Origin of the sequence: Winogradskya humida (genome assembly GCF_016862215.1) — a bacterium.
Lineage (GTDB): Bacteria > Actinomycetota > Actinomycetes > Mycobacteriales > Micromonosporaceae > Actinoplanes > Actinoplanes humidus.
The window spans coordinates 1-13,478 of sequence record NZ_BOMN01000032.1 but is presented as its reverse complement, the minus strand read 5'-3'; the positions used below and the strand labels follow the sequence as shown (position 1 = coordinate 13,478).

General features: G+C 69.5%; 12 protein-coding genes. 5 read left to right on the top strand and 7 right to left on the bottom strand.

The features are described 5' to 3' along the window. Positions 1-55: 55 nt before the first annotated feature. Both Ahu01nite_RS13985 and sepH read left to right on the top strand, forming a co-directional pair. Positions 56-1,324 (top strand): pyridoxal phosphate-dependent aminotransferase, encoded by a 1,269-nt coding sequence (locus Ahu01nite_RS13985; protein ID WP_203836929.1) that lies wholly within the window; start codon positions 56-58, stop codon positions 1,322-1,324. 295 nt (positions 1,325-1,619) lie between these two features. Continuing rightward, on the top strand, positions 1,620-2,705 hold the full coding sequence (gene sepH, locus Ahu01nite_RS13980; protein ID WP_203836928.1) for a septation protein SepH: 1,086 nt from the start codon (positions 1,620-1,622) through the stop codon (positions 2,703-2,705). Here sepH and Ahu01nite_RS13975 read toward each other — a convergent pair. The 3 genes from Ahu01nite_RS13975 to Ahu01nite_RS13965 form a co-directional block, all read right to left on the bottom strand. Next, the gene (locus tag Ahu01nite_RS13975) at positions 2,702-3,277 is read right to left on the bottom strand and encodes a 2'-5' RNA ligase family protein (protein WP_203836927.1); all 576 of its coding nucleotides are present in this window, start codon (positions 3,275-3,277) and stop codon (positions 2,702-2,704) included. The two genes, sepH and Ahu01nite_RS13975, sit on opposite strands and share 4 nt — an antisense overlap. Beyond that, entirely contained in the window at positions 3,278-3,796 is a 519-nt protein-coding gene (locus tag Ahu01nite_RS13970; RefSeq protein WP_203836926.1) for a hypothetical protein, read from the bottom strand. It lies immediately after the preceding gene. An 82-nt stretch (positions 3,797-3,878) separates the two neighbouring features. After that, positions 3,879-5,066, bottom strand: coding sequence for a CynX/NimT family MFS transporter (locus Ahu01nite_RS13965; RefSeq protein ID WP_203836925.1), 1,188 nt, complete (start codon positions 5,064-5,066; stop codon positions 3,879-3,881). 22 nt (positions 5,067-5,088) lie between these two features. Here Ahu01nite_RS13965 and Ahu01nite_RS13960 point away from each other — a divergent pair, with 22 nt between their 5' ends. Beyond that, entirely contained in the window at positions 5,089-5,757 is a 669-nt protein-coding gene (locus Ahu01nite_RS13960) for a FadR/GntR family transcriptional regulator (RefSeq protein WP_203836924.1), read from the top strand. On the opposite strand, the gene Ahu01nite_RS13955 is transcribed toward Ahu01nite_RS13960, so the two are convergent. The 3 genes from Ahu01nite_RS13955 to Ahu01nite_RS13945 form a co-directional block, all read right to left on the bottom strand. Continuing rightward, positions 5,740-7,146 (bottom strand): MFS transporter, encoded by a 1,407-nt coding sequence (locus Ahu01nite_RS13955; protein WP_239158833.1) that lies wholly within the window; start codon positions 7,144-7,146, stop codon positions 5,740-5,742. The genes Ahu01nite_RS13960 and Ahu01nite_RS13955 overlap by 18 nt on opposite strands. 65 nt (positions 7,147-7,211) lie before the next feature. Continuing rightward, a complete protein-coding gene (locus tag Ahu01nite_RS13950; protein WP_203836986.1) occupies positions 7,212-7,655 on the bottom strand; it encodes a MarR family winged helix-turn-helix transcriptional regulator in 444 nt (147 codons plus the stop codon). 102 nt (positions 7,656-7,757) lie between these two features. Beyond that, positions 7,758-9,233, bottom strand: a complete 1,476-nt coding sequence (locus Ahu01nite_RS13945) for an NCS2 family permease (protein ID WP_203836923.1) — start codon at positions 9,231-9,233, stop codon at positions 7,758-7,760. 364 nt (positions 9,234-9,597) lie between these two features. On the opposite strand from Ahu01nite_RS13945, the gene Ahu01nite_RS13940 reads away from it, so the two are divergent. Beyond that, on the top strand, positions 9,598-9,810 hold the full coding sequence (locus Ahu01nite_RS13940) for a DUF2530 domain-containing protein (RefSeq protein ID WP_203836985.1): 213 nt from the start codon (positions 9,598-9,600) through the stop codon (positions 9,808-9,810). A gap of 397 nt (positions 9,811-10,207) precedes the next feature. Here Ahu01nite_RS13940 and Ahu01nite_RS13935 read toward each other — a convergent pair whose 3' ends face one another. Further along, a complete protein-coding gene (locus Ahu01nite_RS13935) occupies positions 10,208-11,050 on the bottom strand; it encodes a DUF3027 domain-containing protein (RefSeq protein ID WP_203836984.1) in 843 nt (280 codons plus the stop codon). 119 nt (positions 11,051-11,169) lie between these two features. On the opposite strand from Ahu01nite_RS13935, the gene Ahu01nite_RS13930 reads away from it, so the two are divergent. Further along, the gene (locus tag Ahu01nite_RS13930; RefSeq protein ID WP_203836922.1) at positions 11,170-13,206 is read left to right on the top strand and encodes an MFS transporter; all 2,037 of its coding nucleotides are present in this window, start codon (positions 11,170-11,172) and stop codon (positions 13,204-13,206) included. Positions 13,207-13,478: the final 272 nt, after the last annotated feature.

Genomic DNA, 13,478 nt, shown 5'->3' with positions numbered 1-13,478 from the left:
GCAGCCGCGCCTCCCGTACTGACAGGCGGCAATGTCGCCGATGGCGGGAGGCGCGATGGCACGGACTGGAATCGACACCTCGATCCTGCACAAGGGTGCACACAGTGCGTCCTATTTTGATCTTGCTCGAAACGCGGGCGAGGGTGTGGAGATCGTCGACTTCTGCATCCCGTGCAACCCGTACTTCCCCACGCCGGAGATGTTCGACGAGCTCTCCCGCGACCTGAAGAACATCCTGAAGTACTACCCGAGCGACTCGGCCAGCATCACCGCCAAGCTGGCGTCCGTGCTCGGCCTGCACCCGCAGACGGTGACGATGGCGAACGGCTCCACCGAGCTGATCACCTGGATCGACCACCTGCTGATCAAGGAGAGCGTGGCGATCCCGATCCCCACGTTCGGCCGGTGGACCGACCAGCCGCTGGAGACCGGCAAGCGGGTCGACATGTTCCCGCTGCAGGAGCGCGACGGATTCCGGCTCAACCTGGAGGAGTACGTCCGCTTCATCCGTGACCGCGGCACCCGCGTCGCGGTGGTGTGCAACGTCAACAACCCGGATGGCAACTACCTCGCGCGGCGTGACGTGGTGCGGTTCATGGACGCGCTCAGCGACCTCGACCTGGTGGTCATCGACGAGTCCTTCATCGACTTCTCCGACGCCGAGCAGTACCCGTCGGTCGGGCCGGACGCCGTCATCCGCCCCAACGCCGTCGTCCTGAAGAGTCTGGGCAAGAACTTCGGCCTGCACGGCATCCGCTTCGGATACCTCATGGCCAACCCGGCGATCGCCGGCAAGATCGGCAAGGCCCTGCCGAAGTGGAACCTCAACTCGCTCGCCGAGAAGGTCGTCTACATGATCCAGGACCATGAGGCGGAGTACGAGGACAGCCTGCGCCTGCTCAGCCGCGACCGGCGCACGATGGCCGCGGAGCTCGCCCGGGTCCCGGGACTCACCGTGTTCCCGTCGCAGGGCAACTTCATCCTGGTCAAGCTTCCGACAGAGTGGTCCGGGACCGGGCTGCGCGACTATCTGGTGGCCAACCACGGCGTCTACACCCGTGAGTGCGGCAACAAGCTCGGCATGACCAGCCAGTTCATGCGGCTCGTGGTGCGGCCGGCCCGGGACGTCGACCGGCTGCTCGACGGGATGATGGACTACGGGCGGCAGTTCCGGGTGCGCGCGGCCTACCAGGAGATCGCGTACGAGGAGGACAACCGCGGTGTCTGGAGCCCGGCCGTCGAGGAGCAGCCCGACAACCTGATCCAGTACCCGTCGACACACCGCTCGCCCGAGTATGCCGGCCGGCGGGTCGTGAACGGCTGAGCCAAGCTGGTGTTGCAGGACAACCCGGAACCTTCTTCCGGAGCTTGTTCATCGACGCGCCGGGCTGGGTATACGTGCGCCACGCCGGTTGCGGTTGCCCGCTCTGGTCCGCGTACGTATAAATGGTCCTGGTTGTTCAGTTCTTGAAGATCATCTTTGCAGGTCAATGCTTTTGACGGCGTGGCTTACCACCATTGGGTGACCGAGGCGCGTACCGTGTTCCGAAACGCGCCCGGGTGGCTGACTCTCGGGAGCACGGACCCACGAGCGTTCAGGAACGGGACGGAGGCAACGCATGCGGCCGGTACGCTTCGTCGCCCTCTCCGAGGACGGTCAGGCTCTGGTGCTCGCCGATGAGGTCGGCCGGCTCCTGGCTCTCCCCATCGACGACCGGATCAGCGGCGCCCTGCACCACGAGGCGGGCAGCGCGACGACCGTCGCCGGCACCGCCGTGGCAGTCGCCAACGCCGAGGTCATGGCCTCGCTGTCGCCTCGGGACATCCAGGCGCGCATCCGTTCCGGCGAGTCCGCCGAGGACGTCGCCCGCGTCGCCGGTGTCCCCGTCGACCGCGTCCTGCGCTACGCGGGCCCGGTGCTGCAGGAGCGGGCCATGCTGGCCCAGCACGCGCGCCGCACCAGGCTGAAGACGTCCGACTCCGGCGCACCGCTCGCCGAGGTGGTCGACGGCCGGCTCGCCCAGCACGGCATCGACACCGAGAAGATCTCCTGGGACGCGTTCCGGCGCGAGGACGGCACCTGGCGCATCATCGCCACCTGGCCGTCCGGCAAAGCCACCGCCCAGGCCGTCTGGAACCTCGACAAGGGCCGCCAGGTCGTCTCCCCGCACGACGACATGGCGCAATATCTCTGCGCCGAGCGTCCCACCCCGATCCTCGGCCAGGAGCCGGCCCCCGAGCGCGGCGCCCACGAGCGCGGCGGCCACGGCCTCCCCGGCCCGTCCCGCATCGCCGAGCCTGCCCGTGGCGGTCGCGGCCTGCCGGCTTCCGACGCTCCCCGGACCGTTCGCGACCCGATCCGCGCCGGCCGGGATGCTCTGCTCGCCTCGCTCGACCGGCCGCTCGGCAACGACCGTCCGGGTCGCGGGCTGGAGCCTGCCGCTCAGGAGACCACACGACGTCCCGTTGCCGGGGGCGCTGCCGCGCTGCTCGGTGGCGGGTCCGGTTCCGCGTTCGACGACGATGCCGACCTGCCCAAGGAGGTCCCGGCGGTGCCGAGCCTCGCCGTGCTGCGACCCCGCCGCACGGTCGGCGCCCAGAACGAGGCCGAGACCGACGAGACGTCGGCCAAGCCGCGTAAGCGCCTGCCGAGCTGGGATGACGTGCTGTTCGGTGGCGGGCCTGCGGCTCGCGAGAGCTCCTAGAAGGTCGCCAGCGTTCGGTAGGTGCGGTTCTCGCTCTGGATCAGATGGATCTTGTCCAGGCGCCAGGGCGGGCCTTCGTAGTTTTCGAGTGCGCGGGCCACGGCTTCGTCGTAGGTGTAGCTGACCGTGAGGTGGGCCCGGAGCGGCTCGGGGTGCAGGCTCAGCGCCCTCCGGATGTCTGCGCTTAAGTCGGATAAATCGCCCCGCACTCCTGCCCAGAGGACGCGGCCGTGGAAGTCACCGCCGCCGCTCAGCCGCAGCTCTAGACCGGCATGGTGGCCGGCATGGTGGCCGGCATGGTGGCCGGCATGGAAGCCACTATCAGGGCCGGCTTCAGGACCGCGGTCGGGGCCGGTTTCAGGGGCGCGGCCGGGGCCGCACGGAGTGGGGACCGCGCCGAGAGCGGTGATCATGCCGGTCAGCCGCTCCGGTGGCACCTCACCGAGAAATGCCAGAGTGATGTGCCATTTCTCGACAAGGGTGAGCCTGGCCGCAGCCCCCGGGATCGCGAGATGTCGCCGCAGATGCTGGCGCACGTCGTCGGGCGGGTAGATCCCTGCAAAGAGCCGCACCTAGCGAAGCTTAAGCCCGGCCGCCTTGAGCTCTTCCTCCACACGCAGCCGTTCCAGGTCGCGGTCCATCCCGTCGAGCACGGCCAGTTGATGGCTCACCCCGAGCGCCTCGCTGGCCATCTGCAGGTTGTTGTCATATGCCAGTTGCACGGCGGCCTGCCAGCGAACCGACTCGGCGCACAACCCGCTCATCCGCGCGCGGGAGAGCCTGCGCAGCTCGGCGGCGACGTATTCGATGCAGGGGTCCGGCCAGGGTGGACGCACCCATACGCTGCAGTCAGCGGCGAGATGGCGATAGGCGTCACGGTCTGGCCGCACACGGTCTGGCCGCACACGGTCTGGCCGCACACGGTCTGGCCGCACACGATCTGGCCGCACACGATCTGGCCGCACACGGTCTGGGCGCACACGGTTGTCCGCCGCGCGGCGATCAGGGTGCGACATGACGGAACGGACGCCGGGAACGACGATCACCGGCAGCAGCACCGCCAGAAGCACAACGATGTGCATGATTGCCACCGACTGAAACTAAGCCAACGGCAAACGGAACGGACAGAGCCGTTCGGATGACTTGAGCTGCCAGTATTCCGACAGATCCAGGTCAGCCGATCCGGCGGTCACGCCCTGCGAACCATCCGGCGACCATCTGCGGGATTGTCAGCAAGGTCATGAGTGCCAGCGGGAGGTGCCAGGTGCCGCTGTGTTCGTAGAGGGCGCCGACGACGAACGGGCCCGGGATCGACAACAGATATCCGGTGCTCTGGGCGAAGGCGGAGAGCCGGACCACCATCGCGGGTGTCCGGCCGCGCATCGCGATCATGGTCAGTGCGAGCGGGAAGGAGAGGTTGGCGACGCCGAGCAGGACCGCCCAGAGCCACGGCGCGGCGGTGGGGGCGGCCCACAGCCCGCCATAGCCGGCGACGCCGAAGAGTCCGATGCCGACGGCGATCCAACTCTGGCTGGTCAGCCGGCCGACGACCGCGGAGAGCGCGAACGAGAGCGGTACTCCCAGCACCGAGGTGACCGCGAAGAGCAGGCCAGCGGTGCTCGCGGACAGGCCGGCGTCTCGGAAGATCTGCGGGAGCCAGCCCATGATCACGTACGCGGCGGTGGACTGCAGACCGAAGTACACGGCGAGCGCCCAGGCGACGGGGTGGCTCCGGAGGCGTACGGGGACCGCCTCGGCCTGGGCGGGTCCCCTGTCGCGGTCGCGGGCCAGCAGGATCCATGGGGGTACGGCGACGGCGGCCACGAACGCCCACACGACCAGCCCGTAGCGCCAGTCTCCGCCGAACAATCCGCTGGTCAGCGGCACCGTCACGGCCGCCGCGGTGGAGGCGCCGAAGTTGAGTGCCACCGAGTAGAGGCCGGTCATCAGGGGCACCCGGTCGGGGAACCGCTGCTTGACGACGACCGGCAGGAGCACGTTGGCCAGGGCGATTCCGGCCAGAGCCAGGGCGGTGAAGGCGAGGAAGAGCGGGGCGCCGCCGGTGAACGGGCGTACGGCCAGCCCCAGCGTGAGAGCGGACGCCCCGAGCGCGATAGCGCCGCCGGTGCCCCAGCGCCGGGCCAGCAGCGGCGCCGAGGAGCCGATCAGGGCGAAGCAGAGCGCCGGCACTGAGGTCAGCAGGCCGGCGAGCGCCGCGCTCATACCCAGGCTCAGCCGCACCTCCTCCAGGACCGGGCCGAGGCTGGTGACCGCGGGGCGCAGGCTGATCGCCATGAGAACCAGACCCGTGACGGCCAGGACACGGGAGGGGGTTCTGGTTCGGGTCTTGGCCATCGTCATGAGCCCATCATAGAATCATGGGATGAATATGGGCCCCGTCCCCCGGGCGGAAACTCTCTCCGGACGGGTGATCGCCCGCCTCCGCCAGCAGATCACGTCGGGTGCGTGGCCGGTGGGCTCGCGCATCCCGACCGAGCCGGAGCTGGTCGCCGAGCTGGGCGTGGCCCGCAACACGGTGCGCGAGGCGGTGCGGGCGCTGGCCCACAACGGGCTGCTCGACATCCGTCAGGGCTCCGGCACCTATGTCGTAGCGACCAGTGAGCTGGCCGGGGTCATGCAGCGCCGTTTCGCGGACGCCGACCCCGACCACGTTCGCGAGTTGCGCAGCACGCTCGAGGCGGCTGCGGCGGGGTTCGCGGCCCGGCGGCGTACCGATGACGACCTGGAACGCCTTGACGACCTGTATGCGCAGCGCGAGCGGGCCTGGTCCGACGCCGACCGCGACGGGTTCGTCGACGCCGACGCCGCGTTTCACCGGGCGGTGGTCGCCGCCTCGCACAACGAGGTCCTGATCGAGCTCTACGCCGACCTCGGCCAGGTCATCCGGGAATCGCTGAGCGGGCACTTCGGCGCCGCCCTGCGCCCCGAGGAGTACATGGACCACAGCGGCCTGGTCGACGCGATCCGGGCGGCGGATCCGGCCTCGGCAACCGCCGAGGCCGCAGCCCACATCTCAGGCCGCGGCCTTTGACGACCCCGAGGTAGCCACGAGCGGCTGACCAGCAGACTCATCGCCCGGCGAGACCGAAGCGCCCAACGAGACCGAAGCGCCCGGCGAGACCACGGCGTCAGGCGACACCGAGGCGTCAGGCGACACCGGCGCGGTGCGGATGAGGGTCAGGCCCGGCCGAGCCCCGCCGTGCACGCTCAGCTTGTCGCCGCTGACCCGCAGCTGCCACACCAGCGCCGCCACCCCGGCGACCAGGCAGAACAGCCCCGCGACCCAGATGCTCGACGGCACCCCGTACCGCTCGCCCCACCAGCCGGCCAGCGACGCGCCGATCGGCGTCGTACCCAGGAAGACCAGCACGTAGAGCGCCATCACCCGGCCCCGGAACTCGCCGTGCACGCCCATCTGGACCCGGTGGTTGGCGGCCTGCGCCAGGTATATCGAGAAGAAGCCCGTGGGCACGAGGAGGATCATCGCCACGATGAAGTTCGGCGCGAAGCCGACCGCCACCTCGAAGACGCTGAAGGCGAGCGCCGCGCCCAGGACGACGTACGCCCCGGGCCTGGCCCTGCGCCGGCTGCCCGCAAGCGCCCCACCGAGCGCACCCACCGCGAGCGCCGTGGTCAGCAGCCCGAACGTCGACGGACCGGCGTTGAAGTTGATCTTCGCCAGCGAGGCGAGGGTGACCGGGAAGTTGAAGCCGATCATGCCGACTGCCGCCATGAGCACGATGGGCAGCAGCAGGTCGTGACGCCGCCACACGTACCGCAGGCCGTCAATGATCTTTGTGTCGCCCTTCTTGACCGCCTTGCCGGAGCGGTAGAGCGCCGCGACGTTCATCGACGTGTACGTGAAGATCGGCGCGATCGCGAGCACCGTACTGATCAGGAAGACCGGCCCGGTCCCGAAGATCGCGAGGGCCAGACCGGCCAGAGCCGGGCCACCGATGCGGGCGGTGTTGAAGGTCGCGGCCGACAACGCCAGCGCGTTGGGCAGCAGCGGCATCTCGACCAGCTCCGAGACGAACGCCTGGCGCACCGGGGTCTCGACGGCGTTGGCGATGCCGAACAGGCTGGCGAAGAGGAAGACGTGCCAGAGCTCCACGACGCCGCTGGCGACCAGGATCGCGAAGACGATCGCGGTGACGGCGAAGACCGAGTTGGCGATGACCAGCAGCACCCGCTTGTCGTACCGGTCGGCGAGCTTGCCGCTGAACAGCGTGAGCAGCAGCACCGGCAGGAACTGCAGCGCGGTGACGACGCCGAGCGCACCCGGAGAGTTGCCGGAGAGGTCGAGAACGAGCCAGTCCTGGGCGGTGAACATCATCCACACGCCGACCAGCTTCACGAGCTGGCCGATCGAGAACAGCCGGTAGTTACGGACCCGCAAGGAACTGAAAACTTCCCGCACTCGGGTGCGCCTCCTCCATCGGTCGTACGCGTACTTACGTCGCGTGACGGAACGACGGGAGGCTTTCAGGCCTTGGCCACCTGCTGGAGGATCTCGGCGGCCCGTTCCAGGGCGTCGCGTTCCTCCGTGCTGAGCTCCTCCAACTGCTGGGCGAGCCACTCGTTGCGCGCCTTCTCGAACTGCACGTACACAGCCCGGCCCCGCTCGGTCGCCGCCAGGATGACCTGACGCCGATCGGTCGGGTGGGGTGTCCGCGCGACGAGCCCGCGCTCCTCGAGCTTGCCGACGATCTTCGTCATCGTCGGCGGCTGAACCCGCTCCACGTCCGCCAGCTCCCGAGGGGTCAGCGCCCCGGCCAGCTGAAGGCTGGTCAGCGCCGAGAGCTGGCTGAACGTCAGATCGCCCACGGGGCGCTCCTGGCGCACCCGCCGGTTGAGCCGGGTGATCGCTTCGCGCAGCGAAATGGCCAATTGCTCGGCTGTCGCCCGCTCTGCCACCGACCGCTCCATCACAGTTATTTAGCCTAGCTAATGAGCTTGGCTAACGACATGGTCCACGCGTATGACCGTGGTCACCGGGCACGGTAACGCACCCGGTGACCACGGTTCCTGTCAGAGCAGGGTCTCCAGCGGCCCACGCAGGAAGTACAGAACGAAGAGCGCGGCCACGCCGTAGAGCAGCGGGTGCACCTGGCGAGCCTTGCCGACGGCGAGCTTGATGACGACGTACGCGATGATCGCGGCACCGATGCCGTTGGAGATCGAGTACGTGAACGGCATCAGCGTGATCGCGAGGAACGCCGGGATCGCGATCTCGTAGTCGGTCCAGTCGATCTGCCGCACCGACAGCATCATCAGGAATCCGACCACGACCAGCGCGGTCGACGCCGCCTCGAACGGCACCACCGTGACCAGCGGCGCGAGGAACATCGCCACGAGGAAGAGCCCACCGGTGACCAGGTTGGCTACGCCCGTACGAGCACCCTCGGCCACACCGGACGCGCTCTCGATGAACGACGTGTTGCTGGACACACTGGCGGCACCACCGGCCGCGGCGGCAACCGAGTCGACCAGCAGGATCTCCCGGGTCCGCGGTGGCATCCCGTCATCGCCGACCAGGCCACCCTCCTGCCCGACGGCCACCATCGTGCCCATCGTGTCGAAGAAGTCGGTGATCAGCAGCGTGAAGACGAACATCAGCACGACCAGCACGCCGGCCCGCGACCACGAGTCCAGCACGTTGAACTTGCCGAGCAGCGACAGGTCCGGCAGATCCACGATCTTGTCCGGCAGGGTCGGCACGTTCAGCGACCACCCCTCCGGGTTCGGCTTACCGTCGACGAACGACGGCCCGATGTGCCCGATCGCCTCCACGATGATCGCCAGCACGGTGCTGGCCAGGATCCCGATCAGGATCGCGCCCTTCACCTTGCGGACGAAGAGCACCAGCGTGATCAGCAGCCCGACGCAGAAGACCAGCAGCGGCCAGCTCGTGAGCTTCCCACCGATCCCCAGCTCGACCGGCACGGTGGTCCCCGACGCATCCGGGATGCGCCGCACAAAACCCGCGTCGACCAGACCGATGATCATCAGGAAGAGGCCGATGCCGACCCCGATCGCCGTCTTCAGCTGCGTCGGCACGGCCTTGAAAACCGCAGTCCGCAACCCGGTCAGAACCAGGATCGCGATCAGCACGCCTTCGATGAACACCAGACCCATGGCGTCGGCCCAGGTCATTTCCGGAGCGATCTCGTACGCGACCAGCGCGTTCACTCCCAGCCCGGCCGCAAGCGCCAGCGGGAACCGCGCCACGACGCCCATCAGGATCGTCATCACACCGGCCACCAGCGCCGTACCCGCAGCCAACGCCGTGATCGGCAGTTTCGCCCCGGTCGCATCCACACCGGCCGCGAGAATCAACGGGTTGAGCACCACGATGTAGGCCATCGTGAAGAACGTGGCAAACCCACCCCGAACCTCACGCCCGACCGTCGAGCCCCGCACGGTTATCTCAAAGAACCGATCAAAACCATTCTTAGGTGTACGCCCAGACGAGTCGACACTCGCATCGGCGGAAGCAGTGGACATGTACGCCTCCACGCAGGATCAAACTACTGTTACCACGCGCATCGAAGCAGGTTGCCGGTCCCGTTGAAAGATCAGCGGTGTTACAACCGTCACGCGTCCCCACGCACGATCTCCCGGGACGTACGCTCAACCCGTGGCTGACCTGTCCCCCGCACCCTCACCCTCGGCCTCCCCTGCCCCGGGCGAGCCTGCCGCGGCCCAGCCCGCCGCTCTGAGTTCCGGTCCCGGCTCGGTTTCGGCTTCGTCCCCGGCTTCGGCTTCGTCCCCGGCTTCGGCTTCGGCTTCGGCTTCGGAGGGAACGCGGCTGCACGGCCTCGACGCGGTCACGGGCACAAAACCCCGCCCGGAACCCCTCGATCCCCCGATGGTCCCGTTCGCCCTCGCCGGCATCGCCATCTTCATCCTGGCCGGCGCCATCCTGCTCATCGCCGGCGCCCGCGACTCCTGGCTCTGGACCTGCCTGGCCGGCGTCATCTGCGGCATCCCAGGCCTACTCACCATGCTCCGCCACGACGCCAACCGCCGTCGCCGCCGAGCCCTGTCCCACCCCGAATTCACCATCAACGACCCAGCCTGAGCCCGCCCCGAGCCGGCCTGGCGCCGCACTCAGCCAGGCGCCCCGGGTCTGCGTGACGTCGCACCTCGGTTTCGTCTGGCGCCCATGCTCAGCCCGCGCGCCGTCACCCCTGAGCCGGAAGCCACGGGTTCGCCTGGCGACGCGATCAGCCGGGCGACCCGGTTTGCGTAACATTGCGCTCAACCGAACGCCCCAGGGCTTGCTCAGCGTCCACGCTCAACCCGCGTGCCGTAACCCTCAACCGGAAGCCACGGGTTTTCTGATGCCCGCGCTCACAACCGGACACGCCCCGGGTGTGCGTGACCGTCACACCCAGCCGAGCACCCGGGGTTGGCGTCGCGTCGCCCTCAGCTGGACGCCCGGGGATGCCGGGCGTCGCGGCCCTGGGTTGTGGCGGTCAGCTGTGGCCGTAGTCCTCGGCGGGCTCGCCGGCCTCGACCGAGCCGTGGGCGCGGCTGACCGCGACCGCTTCGACCTCGCTGTCGTCGTAGACGGTCGGGAGCTCCTCGACCGGCTGCTCGGCCGAGCCCATCAGGGCCTCGGAGTGGGCGCCGCAACCGTGGTCGGCGCTGACGGCCTTGGCGTCGTCGGGGGCGTAGAGGTTGCCGCAGACGCCGAACATCGTGCGCATCGATCCGGCGAGCGGGAGGTAGAAGCCGCAGGTGCCGCAGCGGGCGTTGCGGGGCGCGGCGGTGGAGATCGGGGCTTCCGGGCCGGCCTCGCCGTCGTACCAGCGCTGAGCGGTCTCGATGCGGCCCTCGCGGGACATCACCCGGGGGCGGCCGAGGCCGAGCTCCCAGGAGACGTCTTCGACCGCGGGGTCGTCGCTGAGCACGTAACCCTGGGCGAGCCGGTCGTCGTCGGGGTCAGTCGGCATGAGGTCGCCGACGCCGAGGTCGCCGGGCTGGACGCGCTCGTTCCACGGCACCCAGCCGGGGGCGAGCAGCGCACCCGGGCCGGGCAGCAGCACGGTCTCGCAGACGGTGACGTGGCGGGAACGCGGCACCCGGGTCACCGTGACAGCCCATCGCCAGCCCTTGTAACCGGCGAGGTGGCTGTCGAAGAAATGGGTCACGACCCGATCGCCCTCAGCGATGGCTTCGATGTGGTCACCGACGTCGGCGGGATCCACCTCGGTGATGGCACCGCGGGCCACCCCCACCGCGTCTGCGCAGACCTGATCGAGGCGGGCGGCACGAGTTACGGCGGTCTTGGTCGTCACTTCTCTATTGTCCCCCAACCGAGAAGTTCCCACGCAACGACTCCCCCAGATACGTACCACCAGGTCACTGCGGCCCCATCCGAAAGTTCGCCGACACCGCCCTCCCGGAGGTGGCAGGGATGAGAAAGGATGGAGCGATGCCGCTGCTTCCCACGATCGGACGCACCGTCGGCACCGGTATCAAGGCGCTCCGGATACTGGTGCGAGGCGGCCTGCGCAGCAGCGCCTGGGCAACCCGCACGGTCGGCGACGCCCGGGCCCGGGGCGCGGCCAACGAGACCGGCATGATCCGGCTCTTCGACCTGCACGCCCTCTCCTGTGCGGGCGACACCCTGATCACCATCGGCCTCGCCGGCACGATCTTCTTCAACGTCCCGCTGGGCGAAGCCCGCGGCAAGGTCGCGCTCTACCTGCTGATCACGATGATCCCGTTCGCCCTTCTCGCACCCGTGGCGGGCCCGCTGCTGGACCACTTCCGCCACGGCCGCCGCTATGCCCTCGCGGTGACGATGCTGGGGCGCGCGTTCCTGGCGTACGTGATCTCCGACAACCTTCTCGGCTGGGGCCTCTACCCCGCGGCTTTCGGGGTGCTGGCGCTCTCCCGTTCGTACGGCGTAGCCCGCTCCGCGGCAGTCCCCCGGCTCCTCCCGGAAGGCGTAGGCCTCTCCCAGGTGGGCGCCCGGGCAAGCGTCTACGGCACTTTCGCGGGAGCGGTGGTCGCCCCGATCGGCCTGCTCGCGTTCAAGTTCGGTCCCCAGTGGCCGCTACGAGTCTCGTCGATCATCTTCCTGGTCGGCGTCGTGGTAGCCCTGCGCCTGCCACCCCGAGCGGATTCCGACCCCCCGGAAGCGGTCCCCCGCCCGTTCCGCACGATGCTGCGCCTGCGCCGCGGGACGGACCGCCCTCTGTCCGGCAGCCTGGTCATCAACACCCTGATCGGCAGCGCCAGCTTCCGCTGCCTGTACGGGTTCATGCTGCTCTACTTCGCCTTCGCCGTGAAGGCAGGCGGCCTGAGCACCAACCTCTTCGGCACCGACATCGGCAGCCAGGGCGCGGTGGCCCTCGTCGGCGGCTCCCTCGCAGTAGGAACATTCCTGGCCACCGCCGTCGGCACCCGCCTGCGCATCCGCCGCCCGATCGCCCTGCAATCGAGCGGCCTGACCCTCACCGCCGGCGTAGCGGTCCTGGCCGCGGTCTTCTTCACCCTGCCGATGGTGGCCCTGCTGTCCCTGGTGACAGCCGTCTTCAGCGGCATCTCAAAACTCGCGGTCGACGCAAGCATCCAGGAACGAGTCCCGGAACGCCTCCGAGCCAGCGCCTTCGCCCACTCGGAAACAGTCCTGATGATCGCCTGGGTCCTCGGCGGGGCAATCGGCATCATCCCCCTGGACGGCCACCTGGGCATCATCGTGGCAGCAGCCCTAGCCGTGACAGCCGCAGCCCGAGGAACATTCACCGCGAGAGCCCTCCGCAAGGAACGCCTCCACGGCCGCCCCGACCAGCCCACCGAAGACTCCCCCATCCCCACCTCCCCCGCCCCTGCAGGCGCCGCAACCCACGCCCCGCCAACCCCCCCGACGCCCGCCCCCTGGCCATCCGCACCCTCGCAGTCCCCCCAGGCCACCCCGCCTCCCAGCCGCGGTGACGAACCAGCCGCCAGCCGCCCCACATCCGAGCAGCCCGCCGCCAACCGCCCGGCGTCCGGGCAGCCTGCCGCCAGCCGCCCCGCACCCGGGCAGCCCGCTGCCAACCGCCCCACATCCGAGCAGCCCGCCGCCAACCGCCCGGCGTCCGCGCAGCCCGCCGCCAACCGCCCCGTTGCCGAGGCGACTCCTCCGCCGGCGCCACCGACCCGCAAGCGCGGCCTGTTCTCCCGCTCCAAGACGAAGTCCCCGGGCAGCGAGACGACGGCACCAACCGGCCGTGGACCCGAAGCGTCAACCGCCGGCCGGGGCAGCGAGCCGTCGCCCCCTGCCCGCGAAAACGGTCAGGCCCGCCCCGGCCACGGCAGCACCCCGGTCACCGATGAGCCACCCCGCTCCTCGAACCAGACGACACCGAAAAACGATGCGGCGCCGAAGAACAATGCACCGGCCCCGCCGGGCTTCCATCTCTACCGCCCGTCATCCGCGACGCCCGGCGACGCCACCAACCCCGACGAGAGCAGCCGGTGACATCCGAGCAAGCTCCATCAACACCCCGCCCACCGTGCACCCCGCCCAAGCACCACACCCCCAACCGCCCGTTCCCCAACCGCCCCTTCCCCAACCGCACAGACCACCGCCGCCCAGCCCAACACCAGCGAGGCCACCCATGACCGCCACCCGACTCCTCATAGTCACGGCAGTCGAACCCGAGGCCGCCGCCCTCCGCGCAGGCATCACCCAGCCACCAACCACCGCCACCAGCAGCGCCCCTCGGCCAGCCCACGCCAAGGCGCCGTCGG